Source organism: Pseudomonas sp. NCIMB 10586 (assembly GCF_023127895.1).
GTDB lineage: Bacteria > Pseudomonadota > Gammaproteobacteria > Pseudomonadales > Pseudomonadaceae > Aquipseudomonas > Aquipseudomonas synxantha_A.
Map to the genome: position 1 here is coordinate 12,364 of NZ_SPKQ01000030.1, position 17,658 is coordinate 30,021.

Here is a 17,658-nt window from a genome sequence, read left to right on the forward strand (position 1 = left end):
TAACGTAATGTTTACGGCACCCAAGCGCGGCTAGACTGTCGAGCTGCCGACTCACTTGGGTGTCTGATGAACCTTCGCATAATCCTGATTCTGGGCGCCTTGAGCGCCTTCGCGCCGTTGGCGATCGACTTCTACCTGCCGGGCTTTCCGGCCATGGCCACGGCCTTTGCCACTGACGAAAAACATATCCAGTTAACCTTGGCGGTGTATTTCGCCGGCCTGGCTATCGGTCAATTGATCTACGGCCCGCTGGCTGACCGTTTCGGTCGGCGCGTGCCGCTGCTCAGCGGCGTCACCTTGTTTACCCTCGCATCCTTCGCCTGTGCCTACGCGCCGTCGCTGGAGTGGCTGATCGGCGCGCGTTTCGTGCAGGCCCTTGGCGGTTGTGCAGGCATGGGGATTTCCCGGGCGGTGGTCAGTGACAAGTGCGACGCGGTGGGCTCGGCCAAGGTGTATTCGCAACTGATGCTGGTCACCGGCCTGGCGCCGATCCTTGCGCCATTGGCGGGGGGGCTGATGGTCGGGGTGTGGGGCTGGCAATCGATTTTCCTGGCACTGTCGTTGTTCAGCGTGATGGCGGCTATCGCCGTGGCAGTCGGCTTGCCGGAAACCTTCCCGGCCGATCAACCGCGCCAGCCATTGTCTGGTTCGTTGCGCCGCTACGGCTCGCTGTTGTCGGACCGCGTGTACCTGGGCTATGCCTTGACCGGCGGCATCTCGATTGCCGGGATGTTTGCCTACATCGCCGGCTCCCCCTTCGTATTTATCAAACTCTACGGCGTGCCTGCCGAGCATTACGGCTGGCTGTTCGGTTCCAACGCCGCCGGCTTTATCCTGGTGGCGCAGTTGAATGCGCGGTTGCTGGCCAAGCGTGGCCCGGCGTTTTTGCTGTCGCGTACGGTGTGGGTCTACGTGGCGGCGGCGTTGACGCTGCTGGGGATTGCCGCGCTGCGTACTGAGGCGCTGTGGCCGTTGCTGGTGCCGCTGTTTATCTGCATCGCCAGCCTGGGCTGCATTTTGCCGAACACCTCGGCCTGTGCCATGAGCGGGCAAGGCGCACGGGCGGGCAGTGCCTCGGCGTTGCTCGGGTGTATCCAGTTCGGCGTGGCGGCGGGTGCGGCGTCGCTGGTCGGCGTGTTGCATGATGGTACGGCGATGCCGATGGCCATGGTCATCAGCTTGTGCGGTGTGCTGGCGGTAACGATTGCAATGTCGACCCAGCGCCTGCAACGGGCAAGGGCCACGCAGGCGCAGGTCTGATAGACGGGTCAGCCAGCGGCAGAGCGCTGCTGGCCGAGGGGGAAACGGTGGGGGGCCTGGATCCGCGCTTGCAGGGTGTCAACGAAGGCGCGGGCCTCGGCTTCACTGCGGAAGGTGATGGCTTCGCCGTCGAGACGAACCTGCCATTGGCTGCCTGGGGATTTTGCTGACGCTTTTATCAGGATCTTCATTGCTGACTTCCTCGCGTAAAAGACTCGTGGCAAAGGCGGCCAATATAAACCCGAATCCCCTTAAAAATATGACAAGGGTCAACTCTCAGACTAATGGTGTCGTCCATTACTTACATGAATAACGGACGACACTGACAGTCGTTTTTTCAGAACCCTTCCAGCACGATCTTGCCCTTGGCCTTGCCGCTTTCCAGCAGCGCGTGGGCACGGCGCACATTGGCTGCATTGATCACACCAAAATGCTCGCCCACCGTTGTTTTCAGGGTGCCGGCGTCGATCAGATCGGCCACGCGGTTAAGCAGGTTGTGCTGCTCGATCATGTCGGGCGTCTCGAACATCGAGCGGGTGTACATGAACTCCCAGTGCAGCGACAGGCTCTTGCGCTTGAGCTTGCTTACATCCAGCGCCTTGGGGTCGTCGATCAACGCCAGCTTGCCTTGGGGTTGCAGCGCTTCCACCAGTTGATCCAGGTGATGCTCGGTTTGGGTCAGGCTGGCGACGTGGGTCACTTGCCCAAGGCCTGCATGTTTCAGCGCTTCGCTCAGCGGCTGGCTGTGGTCGATCACTACGTGGGCGCCCAAGGCTTTGGCCCATTCCTGAGTCTCGGGGCGCGAGGCGGTACCGATGACTTTCAGCGCCGTGAGTTGGTTGGCCAGTTGGGTCAGGATCGACCCCACGCCGCCGGCAGCGCCGACGATCAGCAGGCTCTGGCCGTGATCTTCCTTGCCTTCGGGTATTTGCAAACGTTCAAACAGCAGCTCCCACGCGGTGATAGCGGTCAACGGCAGCGCGGCCGCTTCGGCAAACCCCAGGCTTTTGGGCATATGGCCGACGATGCGTTCATCGACCGTATGCAGTTCGCTGTTGCCGCCTGGGCGCACCAGGGAGCCGGCGTAGAACACCTTGTCACCGGCTTTGAACAGCGTCACATCGCTGCCGACCGCCTTGACCACACCGGCCACGTCCCAGCCCAACACCTTGGCGTCGCCATTTTCCGGGGCGACGTTGTGGCGCACCTTGGTGTCCACCGGGTTGACCGAGATGGCTTTGACTTCCACCAGCAGGTCGCGCGGGCCGGCCACGGGCTCCGGCAGCTCTATATCTTGCAGGGATTTTGGGTCGTTGATCGGCAATGACGTGTAGTAGGCAATGGCTTTCATGAGGGCTCCGGTAAAAGGTCTGAGTGATATAGCTAAGAACGGGATGGGCAGATGATTGGCTATTTCCTACGCAGATAAAAGCGGCTAAAACAGCAGTCTGTTTCAACCAAATTTTGATAATTGGCGGAATTCCATGCTGCGTTTTGATGATTTGCAGTTGTTTGTACGTGCTGCGGACCTGGGCAGCCTGTCGGCGGCGGCACGGGTGATGGACCTGTCACCGGCAGTGGCCAGCGCCGCGCTCAAGCGTATCGAACAACAGCTGGGCACGCGTTTGCTGGCGCGCTCCACCCGCAGCCTGCGCCTGACTGCCGAAGGCGAGGGCTTCCTGGAATATGCGCGTGCGTCATTAAGTGCGCTGGACGATGGCCGGCGCTTATTGGCCAGTGGCCAGGATCATGTGAGCGGCGTGCTGCAATTGTCGGCGCCGTCGGATTTTGGTCGCAACCAGCTGTTGCCGTGGCTGGATGAGTTCCAGCAGCAACACCCGCAACTGAACGTGCGCCTGTTGCTGGGCGATCGCATTGCCGACCTGTTCCGCCAGCCAGTGGACATAGCCCTGCGCTATGGTGAACCCGAAGATTCCAGCCTGGTGGCTCTGCCCATCGCCCCGGACAATATTCGTGTGCTGTGCGCCGCGCCGAGCTACCTCGCCCGGCATGGCGAACCCCAGCATCTGGAGCAACTGGCCCAGCACAATTGCCTGCTGTACATGCTCGGCAGTCGGGTGCATGACCATTGGGGGTTTTATGACGGCAAGCGCCACGTGAGCCTGACAGTCAGTGGTGACCGGTTCAGTGATGACGCCGATGTGGTGCGGCGCTGGGCGGTGGCGGGCATGGGCATCGCTTACAAATCCTGGTTGGATATCAGCACCGACGTGCTGGCCGGGCGCTTGCGTTTGATCCTGCCGCAGCTGCAGGGCGAGCGCACACCGCTCAACTTGCTATGTGCCCATCGTGCGCAATTGAGCAAACCCATCAATCTGCTGCGGGAGATGCTCGTGTCCCGCTGTGCGACCTTGACGGCGCAACGACCGGGGCGAACGGCGACTGGGCAATAGCCTGCGTAATGATCGGAAATTTCACTCATACCCTGTCCTGATCCGAGCTGTCGGAGGCCGCGGAACCTGCTGCGTGCGCACCTATACTTTGGCGTCAACCGCAGCAGAAAAATGGTCTTACAGGGAGTGAATACATGGAAGCAGCACCTTGCATCAGTCAGATCGCCAGCTTGCTTGCCGAGCCCAAACGCACGGCCATGCTCTGGGCCCTGATGGACGGTTCGGCGAAGTCTTCAGAAGAGCTGGCAACGCTGGCCGGGTTGTCGCCGGCGTCGGCCAATGCCCATTTGGCGCGGCTGACCGGCAGCGGTTTGCTGCGGACCGAGGCCCGACGTGGCAAGCGCTTGTTTCGCGTGGCGGCTGCGGATGTGAGTGCCGCCATTGATGCGCTGGCCAGCACCACCATGGCCAGCGCGGCGCGCAGCACACCGCAAGCCTTGCCGCCGGCACTGATGGCACCGCAGTTGTTGCGCCGTGCCCGCTGGTGTCACGGCCATCTCGGCGGCGAGTTGGCGGCGCAGTTGTATCAACGGATGCTTGAGGCCGGATGGTTCGAGCGCCATGAGCAGCGTACCGAGGTTACGGTCAAGGGCGCGCAGCATTTGGCGGACCTGGGGATTTTTATCCAGGCCCTGGCAGCGCCGCTGGTGTGCGACTGTTTCGACTGGAGCCAGCAGCAACCGCATCTGGGCGGAGCATTGGGGGCGGGGTTGATGCAGCTGTTTCTGCAGGCCAACTGGATCAGCGTGATCAACGAGTCGCGTGCCTTGTCAGTCAACGAGGCAGGGCTCAGGGAGATCAGCCGGCTGGCGGCACGTTAAGCGCGTCGTTCAGAGCTGCAATCAGGTCGCATCCAGCAATAGCCAGGACAAACGATGCCGCACACTCGCCAAGGGGATTTTTCATACGGGGGGATGCGGCATGGTCAGGCAGGGTTATAGCGCAGCACAGCGGCTGGAACGGTTGCCCATCAGCGGTTACCACCGAGTCATCTTCATCATCATTGCCTTGGCGTTTTTCTTCGACTCCATGGACTTGGCAATGATGACCTTTCTGTTGGGCTCGATCAAAACCGAGTTTGGCTTGAGCACGGCCCAGGCCGGGTTGCTGGCCAGTTCGAGTTTTTTCGGCATGGTGGTGGGTGCTTCTCTTTCTGGAATGCTCGCGGATCGCTTTGGGCGCAAACCGGTGTTTCAGTGGAGCATCGTGTTGTGGGGCGTTGCCAGTTACCTGTGCTCCACGGCGCAGACGGTGGAGGCGTTGACGTTGTTTCGGATCCTGTTGGGCATTGGCATGGGCATGGAGTTTCCTATTGCTCAGTCGATGCTGTCGGAGTTGATTCCCGCCAAACGGCGCGGGCGTTACATCGCGTTGATGGATGGTTTTTGGCCGTTGGGCTTTGTAGCCGCCGGGGTGCTGTCGTACTTTTTGCTGCCGGTGATTGGTTGGCGCGACATCTTCCTGGTGTTGGCGGTACCGGCGGTGTTTGTGTTGGCCATCCGCTTCTTTATTCCAGAGTCGCCGCGTTGGCTGGAACAGGCCGGGCGCCACGAAGCGGCGGACAAGGTATTGCTGGGTATCGAGCAGAAGGTACGCGACTCCCTGGGCCGCGCCGATTTGCCGGAGCCGATGGCCCTGCCATGGGTAGAGAGTACGCCGGGTACATTCTTTTCCGCGTTCCAGCAGCTGTGGTCGGCGCAGTACCGCCAACGCACGATGATGATCTGGAGCGTGTGGTTCTTTGCCTTGCTCGGGTTCTACGGGCTGACGTCGTGGTTGAGCGCGCTATTGCAGCAATCGGGTTTCGCCGTGACCCAGTCGGTGTATTACACGGTGATCATTTCCCTGGGCGGGATCCCCGGCTTTTTGATGGCGGCCTGGCTGGTCGAGCGCTGGGGGCGTAAACCGGTGTGCGTCGTGACGCTGCTGGGTGGCGGGGTGATGGCGTTTCTGTATGGGCAAAGTGCTGTGTTTGGCGGCAATGTGGCCCTGCTGATCACCTCCGGGTTGTTGATGCAGTTTTTCCTGTTTGGCATGTGGGCGGTGCTGTACACCTACACGCCGGAGCTATATCCCACTTCGGCGCGAGCTACAGGTTCCGGATTTGCGTCAGCAATTGGCCGCGTAGGCTCGTTGCTGGGGCCGTTGGTGACCGGGTTGGTATTTCCGATAACCGGGCAGGGCGGGGTATTTGCCTTGGGGGCGTTGTGCTTTGCCGTGGCGGCGCTGGTGGTGTGGGTGTTCGGGATGGAGACCAAGGGCAAGACGCTGGAAGAGCTCACCCAAATCTAAAGGTCAGCGCAAAACCTATGTGGGAGGGGGCTTGCTCCCGATGAGGGAGTGTCAGTAAACACATCTGTGACTGACCCACCGCCATCGGGGGCAAGCCCCCTCCCACATTTAGCCTGCATTCGTTCAATGATGGCCGGTTATGGCTTTACGAGCCGCGCATCCAGGCTGTTCTGCGCCAGGCGTTTGGCCTGGTCCTGGGTCATGCCCAGGGAGGTATGCAGCGCGTGGAAGTTCTCGGTGACATAACCGCCGAAGTAGGCCGGGTCGTCCGAGTTCACGGTGACTTTCACGCCACGTTCGAGCATGTCGAGGATGTTGTGCTGGGCCATGTCGTCGAACACGCAGAGTTTGGTGTTGGACAGCGGGCATACCGTCAGCGGGATCTGTTCGTCGATGATGCGCTGCATCAAGCGTTCATCTTCAATGGCACGCACGCCGTGGTCGATACGCTGGATTTTCAGCAGGTCGAGCGCTTCCCAGATGTACTCGGGCGGGCCTTCTTCGCCGGCGTGGGCGACGGTGAGGAAGCCTTCGTGGCGGGCACGATCGAACACGCGCTGGAACTTGCTCGGCGGGTGACCCATTTCTGAGCTGTCCAGGCCCACGGCCACGAACGCGTCACGGAACGGCAGGGCCTGGTCGAGAGTTTTCTCGGCTTCGGCTTCGCTCAGGTGGCGCAGGAAGCTGAGGATCAAGCCGCTGGTGATGCCCAGTTGCTGCTCGCCATCTTTAAGCGCAGCGGCGATGCCGTTCAGCACGACTTCGAACGGGATGCCACGGTCGGTGTGGGTTTGTGGATCGAAGAACGGTTCGGTGTGGATCACGTTTTGGGCTTTGCAGCGCAGCAGGTAGGCCCAGGTCAGGTCGTAGAAATCCTGGGACGTGCGTAGCACATCGGCACCTTTGTAATACAGGTCGAGAAACTCTTGCAGGTTGTTGAAGGCGTAGGCCTTGCGCAGGGTGTCGACGTCGTTCCACGGCAGCGCAATCTTGTTGCGCTCGGCCAGGGCGAACAGCAACTCAGGCTCCAGCGAACCCTCCAGGTGCAGGTGCAGTTCAGCCTTGGGCAGGGCGTTGAGCCAATCGTACATAGTTAAAATCTCATCAGGTGCAATGGCGGCATTCTACAGGCCATGGCTGAAATAATCGGCAAAACCTGACCAGCAGGAGAGTATTTGTGTCACTCACGCAAGGGTGAGGTGAACTAAGGTGTAACGAAACGTTAGCGGCTTGGCGCAGTCTGTACCCCATCAATGACTGATTCGCTGCACGAAAAGGCCCGTAATGCTCACACACTTCAAGCAAGAAAAATTCATGCTGCTGGCGCTGATTGCCGCCATTGCGGCTTATCCGCTGGAGCACTGGATGCTCCACAGTGGGCAACTGGTGGCCCTGCTGGCCGGTGCTGCGCTGATCGCGTTTATCGTAATGGCCTCAATGCGCGTAGCCCATCACGCCGAGCAGTTGGCAGAAAAGGTTGGCGACCCCTACGGCACCATGATCCTGACCCTCGCCGCGGTGTTGGTGGAAGTGGTGATCCTGGCAATCATGATGAGCAACGAGCCATCACCCACCCTGGTGCGCGATACCATTTACTCGGCGGTGATGCTGGATATCAACGGTATTCTCGGCCTAGCCGCCTTGATGGGTGGCATCAAGCATGGCGAACAGTCCTACAACGATGACTCGGCGCGCACCTACAGCGTGATGATCCTCACCGCCATGGGCGTGTCGATGGTGGTACCGGAATTTATCCCCGAGGCCGATTGGAAAATTTACTCGGCCTTCACCATTGGCGCGATGGTGGTGCTCTACACCTTGTTCCTGAGGATGCAGGTAGGCCCACACAGTTATTTCTTCAGCTACAGCTACCCGGAAAAACGCCGCAAGAAATCAACCGAAGAAGAACACACACCGCCCGTTAACCTCGCGTTCTCGATAGGCACGTTGGTGTTTGGCGTGATTGTGATTGGCGCGTTGGCCGAGGTGATGTCCAAAACCCTGGATCTGGGCCTGGAAGGCACGGGCGCGCCGCCGGTGATCACGGCGATTGTGGTGGCGGCTATCTCGGCCGCGCCAGAGATTCTGACGGCATTGCGCGCTGCATTGGCCAACCGTATGCAGTCGGTGGTGAATATTGCGTTGGGTGCTTCGTTGTCTACGGTGATCCTGACGGTGCCGGTGATGGAAGCCATGGCGCTCTATAGCGGCCAGCCGTTCCAGATGGCGATGACGCCGGTGCAGACGGTGATGGTGTTTATCACGCTGATTGTCAGCGCGATCAACCTCAACGATGGCGAGACGAATGCCATTGAAGGGATGACTCATTTTGTGTTGTTTGCGACTTTTATTATGTTGTCGCTGCTGGGGCTGTAACTGTTTTTGATGACGCCGTAGACCCAATGTGGGAGCGAGCAGGCCCCCCTCCCACATTTTGATCGGCGTCTGGCTCAGGTGCCGGCGATGAGTTGGCGAGCCGCCTGGGTGTGATCGGCGATCAAGCCTTTCAGGTCCAGGCCTTCGACTTGGCCGTCGATCACCCGCCACTGGCCGCCGATCATCACTCGATCCGCCCGGTCCGCACCGCACAACAGCAGCGCTGAAATCGGATCGTGGCTACCGGAGAAGCGCAGCTCATCAAGTTTGAACAATGCCAGGTCAGCCTGCTTGCCTACGGCCAATTCACCGATGTCCGTTCGGCCCAGCAACTGTGCCGAACCTTTGGTTGCCCAGCCCAGCACGCCTTCTGGGGTGATCTTTTCTGCGCCATAACGCAGGCGCTGAATGTACAGGGCCTGACGCGCTTCAAGGATCATGTTCGAGGCATCGTTGGACGCCGAGCCGTCCACGCCCAGCCCGATGGGCGCGCCGGCGGCAAGCAGGTCCAGGGTCGGGCAGATACCGGAAGCCAGGCGCATGTTGGAGCTTGGGCAGTGGCAGATCCCCGTACCGGCGGCACCCAGGCGTGCGATTTCATCCGGGTTGAAGTGAATGCCGTGGGCCAGCCAGGTGCGTGGGCCGAGCCAGCCGACGCTGTCGAGATAATCCACGGTACGCAGGCCGAAGCGTTGCAGGCAGAAGTCTTCTTCGTCGAGGGTTTCCGCCAAGTGGGTATGCAGGCGCACATCCAGGCGGTTGGCCAATTCGGCGCTGGCTTGCATGATCTCGGGGGTGACGGAAAACGGCGAGCACGGAGCCAGGGCAATCTGAATCTGCGCGCCGTCACCCCGCTCGTGATATTCGCGGATCAGGCGCTGGCTGTCGTCAAGAATGACCTGGCCTTGTTGCACGGTCTGCTGCGGTGGCAGGCCGCCATCGGCTTCGCCCAGGCTCATGGAGCCGCGGGTGAGCATGGCGCGCATCCCCAGTTCGCGCACGCTGGCTACCTGCACATCAATGGCGTTTTCCAAACCATCGGGGAACAGGTAGTGGTGGTCGGCCGCCGTGGTGCAGCCCGACAGCAGCAATTCAGCCAGGGCGACTTTGCTGGCCAGGGCGAGTTTTCCCGGGGTAAGCCGCGCCCATACCGGGTACAGCGTTTTCAGCCAGGGAAACAGCGGCTGGTTGACCACCGGGCCCCAGGCGCGGGTGAGGGTTTGATAGAAATGATGGTGAGTGTTGATCAGCCCGGGCAGGACCACATGTTCGCGAGCATCGAACACCTGCGTGCAGGGTTGTGCCGGTTCTTGGCCCTGGGCCAGTAATTCGGTGATCACACCGTCTTGCAGCACCAGGCCGCCACGGGCGTCGAGGCCATTGGCAGTGAAAATCGCGAGGGGGTTTTTTAACCAGATACGGGTCGCAGGCATTGGCCGGCTCCTCTGAATGATGGGTTCAGGTTTGCCAGCTCAGTGTTGCCCTGTCTGCTGATCCAGGGTCGCCGGGGAGGGCGAGGGGGCTAGATTACGTGTAGTTCATTACGGGGTCTAGCTGTAGGAGTAGGTACAGAGTGGGAGGGGGGCTTGCTCCCGATAGCGGTGGACCAGTCCACACAGCATTGACTGACACTCAGCCATCGGGAGCAAGCCCCCTCCCACAGGTTGATCGGTGTATTTACCAGGCGATGGTGTCGCCCTTGTAGTCCACGAAGTGATGGCCGCCCTTGCCGGTGTAGGCATTTACTTGATCCACCAGGCCGCGCACGCTGGTGTCGACGTCGATATGTGCGTTCTCTCCGCCCATGTCGGTTTTCACCCAGCCCGGATGCAGCGACAGAACCGTCGGCTTGTGGTCGCCCAACTGGGTGATAAAGCTGTTGGTCATTGAGTTGAGGGCAGCCTTGCTGGCCTTGTACAGCGCCAGGTCCGAACCGTCGGGAATGGTCACGCTGCCCAGCACCGAACTCATGAACGCCAGCACGCCGGTGTCTTTGCGGATCTGCCCGACAAAGCGCTGGGCCAGGTTGATCGGCGCCACGGCGTTGGTGAAAAACAGCTGGCCGACCTCTGCGAGGGTGGCGTGGCCTGGCTCCTGGTTCGCCGGGCCCTTGACGCCAGCGTTGACGAACAGCAGGTCGAAGGTGCGGTCTTTCAAGCGTTGGGCCAGGGCGATCACGGCTTGCTGATCATCCATATCCAATTTCTCGATCTGCACCGGGCCCACGGCTTTGAGGGCATCGGCCTTGTGCGGATCACGCACGGTGGCGGTGACGTCCCAGCCATCCTGGAGCAGTTGCTTGACCAGGCCAAGGCCCAGCCCGCGCGAGGCGCCGATGATCAGTGCGGTTTTTGGTGTAGACATAAAGGCTTCCTTTGAAGTCGCGGTTCAGGGAGTTCAGCGCCTAACAGTAGCAGTTTCAGCGTTGCAGCAGGATGCGCCCACGGCTCAGGTCGGCGAGCTGGGTTTGCAGGGTGTCGATGTGTGCCCCTGCCAGCGCAAGGTATAGCTCCACGCCGTTGGCGGTGAAGGTTTCTTCCAGCACTAAACCGCCGAGTTCGGCGACGCGCAGCTTCACCAGGTTCAGCTCGGAGAACCCACAGGCGCAGCTCAGGGGCACACGGCTGATCAGTTCGATGCGCTCGGCATTTTGCAGGCATTTGTTTGCGCCACCACCGTAGGCGCGGGCGAGTCCGCCCGTCCCCAATTGAATGCCGCCGTACCAGCGGATCACCAGCACCGCGACCTGATCGAACCCCTGGGCCTCGATAGCCGCGAGGATCGGTCGCCCGGCGGTGCCACCGGGTTCGCCGTCGTCGTTGCTGCGGTATTGATCGCCCAGCTTCCAGGCCCAGCAGTTGTGTGTGGCGTTCAGGTCGCTGTGCTGCTCGAAAAACGCCTGGGCGTCCTGCGGGCTGGTGATCGGCACCGCCAAGGTGATAAAGCGGCTTTTGCGTATTTCTTCACGAAATTCGCAAAAGCCTGTCAGCGTAAAAGACATAACTCGCTTCGTTTTTATAGGGCCGGCTTGATGCCGCAGCCTTTGAGAATGATATGGATCAGGTTGGTGCCGGCGTCTTCCATGTCCTGCTTGGTCAGCTTGGTGCGACCGGTGACTCGGCAGATCTGGGTGGCGAAGTCGGCGTAGTGCTGGGTGCTGCCCCACAGCAGGAAGATCAAGTGCACGGGATCGACGGGGTCCATTTTGCCGGCGTCGATCCACGCCTGGAACACCGCGGCTCGGCCACTGAACCAGGCGCGATAGTCCTGACCGAAATATTCGGTGAGGCATTCGCCGCCGCTGATGATCTCCATGGCGAAGATCCGCGAGGCTTGTGGTTGGCGCCGCGAGAACTCCATCTTGGTGCGGATGTAGCGCGCAAGCGCCACGGCCGGGTCATCCTCGGCGGTCAGCGCGTTGAAGGTGCTGTCCCATAATTCGAGGATATTGCTGAGCACCGCGATATACAGGCCCAGCTTGTTGGTGAAGTAGTAGTGCAAGTTGGCCTTGGGCAGCCCGGCACTGGCAGCGATGGTGTTCATGCTGGTGCCTTTGTAGCCATGGCGGGCGAATTCATCTTCAGCAGCCTGGAGAATAGCTTGTTCGTTCTTTTGCCGAATGCGGCTGGCGGGTTTACCGGCGTGGTTGCTGTGGGCAGGAACTTCGAGGCTCATGGAGGTTTCCGTGCTGATCGATAAAGGCGACGTGTGCACAGATAACCCACCCTCAAGCCTCAGACAAGTCCCGATGCAATAAAACCGTCAAAGCGGCTCCAGGCTTTCGCTTTGCGCTGTTGGGTTTGTAGCGCATGTACTCGCCTTGGCTTCCGGCAGCAACAGGCACAATACGATGGCGGTGAGGCCGCCGCTGGTGATGGCCGAGTCGAACAGGTTCTGTACCAGTGTCGGCATCAGGTGCAGCAAGTTGGGTTGAGCGGCGATACCCAGGCCGACGCCAAACGAGGTGGCAATGATCAACATGCTGCGTCGATCCAGCGGCGCCTGGGCGAGGATACGCACGCCGGCGGCGGCCACGCTGCCGAACATCACCAGGGTCGCGCCGCCCAGCACCGGCTTGGGGATTTGCTGCAGTACGGCGCCGATCAATGGAAACAGGCCCAGACAGAACAGCAGCACACCGATATACAAACCGACGTAACGGCTGGCCACGCCGGTGAGCTGGATCACGCCATTGTTCTGGGCAAAGGTGGTGTTGGGGAACGCGCTGAAGGTGGCGGCAATCATGCAGCTCACGCCATCGCCCAGCACGCCGCCCTTGAGCCGGCTTATATAAGATGCACCGCTGATGGGTTGGCGGGCGATCATGCAATTGGCCGTGAGGTCGCCGACGGTTTCGATGCTGCTGATCAGATAAATCAGCGCAATCGGCAGGAAAGCGCTCCAGTCAAAGTTGAAACCAAATCGGAACGGCATCGGCAGGCTGATCAAGGGCAAGTCGGGCAGGGCTTGGGGCACCAGTTTACCGCTGAACCACGCCGCGAGGCTCCCCAGGGCCAGGCCGATGATAATGGCGCTCAAGCGTACCCACGGGGTATTGGAGCGGTTAAGCAGGATGATTGTCAGTACCACGAACAGGCCGAGTGCCAGGTTCGCAGGGGCGCCGAAGTCTGGCGCATTAAAACCGCCGCCGAGGTCGGTAATCCCCACTTTGATCAGGCTGATGCCGATCAACGTGATGACGATCCCCGTTACAAGGGGGGTGATGACACGACGCAGTTGGCCGATGAAGCGGCTCAACACGATCTGTACCGCCGCGCCGAAGAAGCACACGCCGAAGATCATCGCCAGAATGTCTTCCGGGCTGCCGCCGCGTTGCTTGACTAGAAAGCCTGCCGCCAACACCGCGCCGAGAAACGCAAAGCTAGTGCCTTGCAGGCAGATCATACCGGCGCCGATACCATACGGCCTGCGTGCCTGGATGAACGTGCCTACGCCGGACACCATCAGCGCCATGCTGATCAGATAGGGCAGGTGGGCGGTGAGGCCGAGCGTGGAGCCGATGATCAGCGGCGGAGTAATGATGCCGACGAACGCCGCCAGCACATGTTGTAGTGCTGCCAATAGAGCCGGCAGTGGTTTGGGGCGGTCGTTGAGGCCGTAGATCAGGTCGCTGGGGCTGGCAGATTCTGGTGGCATGGCGGGTAGACTCGAGGCGGACGGTTCAAGGTCCTTGTGCCTTGCAAAAAGCTGTCCATGTGCTCAGCTTTTTGCGTGAGGCCCGAGTTAGCGCGTCGCGGCCAGGCTTTCAAGGAAACTTTCCAGCACCAAATGAGGGCGCCGGCCTTTGCGCGTGACCGATGCCAGGCTCAAATCGTAAAAACGTGTAGCCGGTTTCAGCGCGCGCAGTCGGCCTTGTTGCACCCACAGGCTGGCGTAGTGATCGGGCAAGTAGCCGATATAGCGGCCAGTGAGGATCAGGAACGCCATGCCTTCACGGTCCGAAGCGCTGGCCGTGCAGTTGAGCGCCTGGTAGTGGGCCTGGATCTCTGCGGGGAGGCGAAAGGTAGGGGCGATGGCGTCCTGGCTATCGATGCGCTCGTCATCGAGTTGTTTGTTGTCGGCGTAAAAGAGCGGGTGCCCGACCGCGCAATAAAGCAGTGAGCGCTCGCTGTACAGCGGTTGGTATTCCAGACCCGACAGGGCGCTGGCCTGGGGCACCACGCCGACATGCAGGCGGCCATCAAGTACACCTTGTTCTACTTCATTGGGGGCGATCATGCGGATCTGGATCTGCACGTCCGGGCCGCGCTCCTTCAACTGCGCCAGTGCGTGGGTGATGCGCATATGCGGCAGGGTGACGAGGTTGTCGGTGAGGCCGATGATCAACTCGCCGCGCAAATGCTGGTGCAGGCCGTTGACCTCGGTGCGAAAGCTTTCCAGGGCGCTCAACAATTGCAGGGCTGACTGATAAACCTCGCGGCCTTCCTCCGTCAGGGAAAAACCGGCGCGGCCGCGTTGGCAAAGTCTGAGGCCGAGCCGCTGCTCCAGGTCGCTCATCTGCTGGCTGATGGCCGAGCGGCCGATGCCGAGCACGGTCTCTGCCGCCGAGAAGCCGCCGCATTCCACCACGCTGCGAAAGATGCGCAGCAAGCGAATGTCGAAGTCGCTGACTTGGGCCAAAGGGTCGGGACGACGGCTGCTCATAGTTTAGTGAAGTCCTGACTGAAGGTTAGAAGAGTTGGATTTCACCGACTTTATCCCCGTGGCAATTTAGCTGCAACAACGCTTTTTCAATCCCGACGCTGCCTGTTGCCCTGCGAGGTTTTGCTGATGAACATGCCCGAAAACGCCCCATCGTCCCTGGCCAGTCAATTGAAGCTGGATGCGCACTGGATGCCTTACACCGCCAACCGCAACTTCCAGCGCGATCCACGCCTGATCGTGGCCGCCGAGGGTAGCTGGTTGACCGATGACAAGGGGCGCAAGGTTTATGATTCGTTGTCGGGCCTGTGGACCTGTGGCGCCGGGCATACGCGCAAGGAAATCCAGGAAGCGGTCGCTAAGCAATTGGGCACCTTGGACTACTCTCCGGGCTTCCAATACGGTCATCCGTTGTCCTTCCAGTTGGCGGAAAAGATCACCGACCTGACCCCAGGCAACCTGAATCATGTGTTCTTCACCGATTCGGGCTCTGAATGTGCCGATACGGCGGTGAAGATGGTGCGGGCCTACTGGCGCCTCAAAGGTCAGGCCACCAAGACCAAGATGATTGGTCGCGCCCGTGGTTACCACGGCGTGAACATCGCTGGTACCAGCCTGGGCGGTGTGAACGGTAACCGTAAGCTGTTTGGCCAGGCGATGATGGATGTCGACCACCTGCCTCACACCTTGCTGACCAGCAACGCCTTCTCCCGGGGCATGCCGGAGCAGGGCGGTATTGCCTTGGCCGATGAGTTGCTCAAGCTGATCGAGCTGCATGACGCGTCGAATATTGCCGCCGTGTTTGTCGAGCCGATGGCCGGCTCCGCTGGTGTATTGGTGCCACCGCAGGGTTATCTCAAGCGCCTGCGCGAAATTTGCGACCAGCACAATATCCTGTTGGTGTTCGACGAAGTGATCACAGGCTTTGGCCGCACCGGCTCGATGTTCGGGGCCGACAGCTTCGGCGTGACGCCGGACCTGATGTGCATCGCCAAGCAAGTCACCAACGGCGCTATCCCGATGGGCGCGGTGATTGCCAGTAGCGAGATCTATCAGACCTTCATGAACCAGGCGACGCCGGAGTACGCCGTGGAATTCCCCCACGGCTACACCTACTCGGCGCACCCTGTGGCTTGCGCGGCGGGCTTGGCGGCATTGGACCTGTTGCAGAAAGAAAACCTGGTGCAGAGCGTAGCCGAAGTCGCACCGCACTTTGAGAATGCGCTGCACGGTTTGAAGGGCAGCAAGAATGTGATCGACATTCGCAACTACGGCCTGGCCGGTGCTATCCAGATTGCCCCGCGTGATGGGGATGCCATCGTGCGTCCATTCGAGGCCGGCATGGCATTGTGGAAGGCCGGTTTCTATGTGCGTTTTGGCGGCGACACCCTGCAGTTCGGGCCAACCTTCAACAGCAAGCCGCAGGACCTGGACCGTCTGTTTGACGCGGTCGGCGACGTGCTGAACAAGATCGACTGATTTCTCCTTCTATATAGAACAATTTTTCAGGAGCCCTGCATGAGCCTTATCCAGCATTTGATCAACGGTGAGCTGGTCAACGACAGCGGTCGTAGTGCCGACGTCTATAACCCGTCTACCGGCCAGGTGATTCACCAGGTGCCGTTGGCCAGCCGTGAAACCATTCAACAGGCGATTGACTCAGCCAAGGCGGCGTTTCCGGCCTGGCGCAATACGCCTCCAGCCAAGCGTGCCCAGGTGATGTTCCGTTTCAAGCAGTTGCTGGAGCAAAACGAAGCACGTATCTCGCAGTTGATCAGTGAGGAGCATGGCAAGACCCTGGAAGACGCGGCGGGTGAACTCAAGCGTGGGATCGAGAACGTGGAGTACGCGTGCTCGGCACCGGAGATTCTCAAGGGCGAATACAGCCGCAACGTGGGGCCGAACATTGATGCCTGGTCGGACTTCCAGCCGCTAGGCGTGGTGGCGGGTATCACCCCGTTCAACTTCCCGGCGATGGTGCCGTTGTGGATGTACCCGCTGGCGATTGTGTGCGGTAACTGTTTCATCCTCAAACCTTCGGAGCGTGATCCGAGTTCTACGTTGTTGATCGCGCAACTGTTGCAGGAGGCTGGGCTGCCTAAAGGCGTACTGAGTGTGGTGCACGGCGACAAAGGCGCGGTGGACGCATTGATTCAAGCGCCGGAAGTTAAAGCCTTGAGCTTTGTAGGCTCGACGCCGATTGCCGAGTACATCTATAGCGAAGCGACCAAGCGCGGCAAGCGTGTGCAAGCGTTGGGCGGGGCGAAGAACCATGCGGTGCTGATGCCGGATGCAGACCTGGACAACGCCGTGAGTGCCTTGATGGGCGCGGCTTATGGTTCTTGCGGCGAGCGTTGCATGGCGATTTCGGTGGCGGTGTGCGTGGGCGACCAGGTGGCGGACGCGTTGATCGCTAAGCTGGTGCCGCAGGTCAAGGCGTTGAAGATCGGCGCGGGCACCTCCTGTGGCCTGGATATGGGCCCGTTGGTGACGGGGCAGGCACGAGATAAGGTCAGTGGCTATATAGAAGAGGGTGTTTCGGCGGGTGCAGAGCTGGTCGTTGATGGTCGCGGCTTGAGCATTGCCGGGCATGAACAAGGATTTTTCCTTGGCGGCAGTCTGTTCGACCGCGTTACCCCCGAGATGCGGATCTATAAAGAAGAGATCTTTGGGCCAGTGTTGTGCGTGGTCCGGGTGGATAGCCTGGAAGCGGCGATGCAACTGATCAACGATCATGAATACGGCAACGGTACCTGCATCTTCACGCGTGACGGTGAAGCAGCGCGGCTGTTCTGTGATGAGATTGAGGTCGGCATGGTAGGGGTTAACGTACCGTTGCCGGTGCCGGTTGCATATCACAGCTTCGGTGGCTGGAAGCGCTCTCTGTTTGGCGACTTGCACGCCTATGGGCCGGACGGGGTGCGTTTCTATACCCGTCGCAAGGCGATCACTCAGCGTTGGCCGCAACGGGCCAGTCATGAAGCGTCGCAGTTCGCCTTCCCTAGTCTGTAAGACTCGATAAGCGAAAGCCGGCCCCCTTGGGGCCGGCTTTCGCGTTTCTAAGGCATTTTCGACCGATATGACAGAAATGTGAAAAAGAAGGTTGACGGCAGATTCTGGAAGCCTATAATTCGCCCCACTTCCGGCGCAGTCG

At 60.3% G+C, this 17,658-nt stretch carries 16 protein-coding genes; 7 read left to right on the forward strand and 9 right to left on the reverse strand.

The window, feature by feature from the left end; genetic code table 11:
- Window positions 1–66 precede the first annotated feature (66 nt).
- The gene (locus E4P01_RS12475; protein WP_248130025.1) at window positions 67–1,260 is read left to right on the forward strand and encodes a multidrug effflux MFS transporter; all 1,194 of its coding nucleotides are present in this window, start codon (window positions 67–69) and stop codon (window positions 1,258–1,260) included.
- 8 nt (window positions 1,261–1,268) lie between these two features.
- Here the strand turns inward: E4P01_RS12475 and E4P01_RS12480 are convergent, their stop codons facing one another.
- Window positions 1,269–1,451, reverse strand: coding sequence for a hypothetical protein (locus E4P01_RS12480; RefSeq protein ID WP_216090694.1), 183 nt, complete (start codon window positions 1,449–1,451; stop codon window positions 1,269–1,271).
- Between the two features lie 146 nt (window positions 1,452–1,597).
- Window positions 1,598–2,611, reverse strand: coding sequence for a zinc-binding alcohol dehydrogenase family protein (locus E4P01_RS12485; protein ID WP_078820205.1), 1,014 nt, complete (start codon window positions 2,609–2,611; stop codon window positions 1,598–1,600).
- Between the two features lie 133 nt (window positions 2,612–2,744).
- Here E4P01_RS12485 and E4P01_RS12490 point away from each other — a divergent pair, with 133 nt between their 5' ends.
- The 3 genes from E4P01_RS12490 to E4P01_RS12500 all read left to right on the forward strand — a co-directional run bounded on the left by E4P01_RS12490 (window position 2,745) and on the right by E4P01_RS12500 (window position 5,966).
- Window positions 2,745–3,674, forward strand: coding sequence for a LysR family transcriptional regulator (locus E4P01_RS12490; protein ID WP_032878069.1), 930 nt, complete (start codon window positions 2,745–2,747; stop codon window positions 3,672–3,674).
- Between the two features lie 134 nt (window positions 3,675–3,808).
- The gene (locus E4P01_RS12495) at window positions 3,809–4,495 is read left to right on the forward strand and encodes a helix-turn-helix transcriptional regulator (RefSeq protein WP_032878068.1); all 687 of its coding nucleotides are present in this window, start codon (window positions 3,809–3,811) and stop codon (window positions 4,493–4,495) included.
- Between the two features lie 100 nt (window positions 4,496–4,595).
- The gene (locus tag E4P01_RS12500; RefSeq protein WP_032878067.1) at window positions 4,596–5,966 is read left to right on the forward strand and encodes an MFS transporter; all 1,371 of its coding nucleotides are present in this window, start codon (window positions 4,596–4,598) and stop codon (window positions 5,964–5,966) included.
- Window positions 5,967–6,103: 137 nt separating this feature from the next.
- On the opposite strand, the gene E4P01_RS12505 is transcribed toward E4P01_RS12500, so the two are convergent.
- Entirely contained in the window at window positions 6,104–7,057 is a 954-nt protein-coding gene (locus E4P01_RS12505; protein WP_005784479.1) for an adenosine deaminase, read from the reverse strand.
- A gap of 193 nt (window positions 7,058–7,250) precedes the next feature.
- Between E4P01_RS12505 and E4P01_RS12510 the strand changes: the two genes are divergently transcribed.
- Entirely contained in the window at window positions 7,251–8,342 is a 1,092-nt protein-coding gene (locus tag E4P01_RS12510) for a calcium:proton antiporter (RefSeq protein WP_216090695.1), read from the forward strand.
- A gap of 74 nt (window positions 8,343–8,416) precedes the next feature.
- Here E4P01_RS12510 and E4P01_RS12515 read toward each other — a convergent pair whose 3' ends face one another.
- The 6 genes from E4P01_RS12515 to E4P01_RS12540 form a co-directional block, all read right to left on the reverse strand.
- On the reverse strand, window positions 8,417–9,775 hold the full coding sequence (locus E4P01_RS12515) for an 8-oxoguanine deaminase (RefSeq protein ID WP_216090696.1): 1,359 nt from the start codon (window positions 9,773–9,775) through the stop codon (window positions 8,417–8,419).
- A gap of 244 nt (window positions 9,776–10,019) precedes the next feature.
- Window positions 10,020–10,706 carry an SDR family oxidoreductase gene (locus E4P01_RS12520; protein ID WP_005784485.1) on the reverse strand — a complete coding sequence of 229 codons (687 nt, stop codon included), beginning with the start codon at window positions 10,704–10,706 and terminating at the stop codon, window positions 10,020–10,022.
- 55 nt (window positions 10,707–10,761) lie between these two features.
- The gene (locus E4P01_RS12525) at window positions 10,762–11,343 is read right to left on the reverse strand and encodes a YigZ family protein (RefSeq protein ID WP_216090697.1); all 582 of its coding nucleotides are present in this window, start codon (window positions 11,341–11,343) and stop codon (window positions 10,762–10,764) included.
- Window positions 11,344–11,357: 14 nt separating this feature from the next.
- Window positions 11,358–12,017, reverse strand: a complete 660-nt coding sequence (locus tag E4P01_RS12530; RefSeq protein WP_005784489.1) for a TetR/AcrR family transcriptional regulator — start codon at window positions 12,015–12,017, stop codon at window positions 11,358–11,360.
- Between the two features lie 87 nt (window positions 12,018–12,104).
- Complete coding sequence (locus E4P01_RS12535; RefSeq protein ID WP_078820208.1) at window positions 12,105–13,499, reverse strand: nucleobase:cation symporter-2 family protein; 1,395 nt, start codon at window positions 13,497–13,499, stop codon at window positions 12,105–12,107.
- Between the two features lie 87 nt (window positions 13,500–13,586).
- A complete protein-coding gene (locus E4P01_RS12540; RefSeq protein ID WP_003188270.1) occupies window positions 13,587–14,507 on the reverse strand; it encodes a LysR family transcriptional regulator in 921 nt (306 codons plus the stop codon).
- 126 nt (window positions 14,508–14,633) lie between these two features.
- Here E4P01_RS12540 and E4P01_RS12545 point away from each other — a divergent pair, with 126 nt between their 5' ends.
- On the forward strand, window positions 14,634–15,983 hold the full coding sequence (locus E4P01_RS12545) for an aspartate aminotransferase family protein (protein ID WP_216090698.1): 1,350 nt from the start codon (window positions 14,634–14,636) through the stop codon (window positions 15,981–15,983).
- A gap of 39 nt (window positions 15,984–16,022) precedes the next feature.
- Entirely contained in the window at window positions 16,023–17,516 is a 1,494-nt protein-coding gene (locus E4P01_RS12550; protein ID WP_032878059.1) for a CoA-acylating methylmalonate-semialdehyde dehydrogenase, read from the forward strand.
- Window positions 17,517–17,658: the final 142 nt, after the last annotated feature.

Bases quoted from the DNA above. Each gene is read 5' to 3' on its own strand.
- E4P01_RS12475 (WP_248130025.1), top strand. From the start codon at position 67: ATGAACCTTCGCATAATCCTGATTCTGGGCGCCTTGAGCGCCTTCGCG.
- E4P01_RS12480 (WP_216090694.1), bottom strand. From the start codon at position 1,451: ATGAAGATCCTGATAAAAGCGTCAGCAAAATCCCCAGGCAGCCAATGG.
- E4P01_RS12485 (WP_078820205.1), bottom strand. From the start codon at position 2,611: ATGAAAGCCATTGCCTACTACACGTCATTGCCGATCAACGACCCAAAA.
- E4P01_RS12490 (WP_032878069.1), top strand. From the start codon at position 2,745: ATGCTGCGTTTTGATGATTTGCAGTTGTTTGTACGTGCTGCGGACCTG.
- E4P01_RS12495 (WP_032878068.1), top strand. From the start codon at position 3,809: ATGGAAGCAGCACCTTGCATCAGTCAGATCGCCAGCTTGCTTGCCGAG.
- E4P01_RS12500 (WP_032878067.1), top strand. From the start codon at position 4,596: ATGGTCAGGCAGGGTTATAGCGCAGCACAGCGGCTGGAACGGTTGCCC.
- E4P01_RS12505 (WP_005784479.1), bottom strand. From the start codon at position 7,057: ATGTACGATTGGCTCAACGCCCTGCCCAAGGCTGAACTGCACCTGCAC.
- E4P01_RS12510 (WP_216090695.1), top strand. From the start codon at position 7,251: ATGCTCACACACTTCAAGCAAGAAAAATTCATGCTGCTGGCGCTGATT.
- E4P01_RS12515 (WP_216090696.1), bottom strand. From the start codon at position 9,775: ATGCCTGCGACCCGTATCTGGTTAAAAAACCCCCTCGCGATTTTCACT.
- E4P01_RS12520 (WP_005784485.1), bottom strand. From the start codon at position 10,706: ATGTCTACACCAAAAACCGCACTGATCATCGGCGCCTCGCGCGGGCTG.
- E4P01_RS12525 (WP_216090697.1), bottom strand. From the start codon at position 11,343: ATGTCTTTTACGCTGACAGGCTTTTGCGAATTTCGTGAAGAAATACGC.
- E4P01_RS12530 (WP_005784489.1), bottom strand. From the start codon at position 12,017: ATGAGCCTCGAAGTTCCTGCCCACAGCAACCACGCCGGTAAACCCGCC.
- E4P01_RS12535 (WP_078820208.1), bottom strand. From the start codon at position 13,499: ATGCCACCAGAATCTGCCAGCCCCAGCGACCTGATCTACGGCCTCAAC.
- E4P01_RS12540 (WP_003188270.1), bottom strand. From the start codon at position 14,507: ATGAGCAGCCGTCGTCCCGACCCTTTGGCCCAAGTCAGCGACTTCGAC.
- E4P01_RS12545 (WP_216090698.1), top strand. From the start codon at position 14,634: ATGAACATGCCCGAAAACGCCCCATCGTCCCTGGCCAGTCAATTGAAG.
- E4P01_RS12550 (WP_032878059.1), top strand. From the start codon at position 16,023: ATGAGCCTTATCCAGCATTTGATCAACGGTGAGCTGGTCAACGACAGC.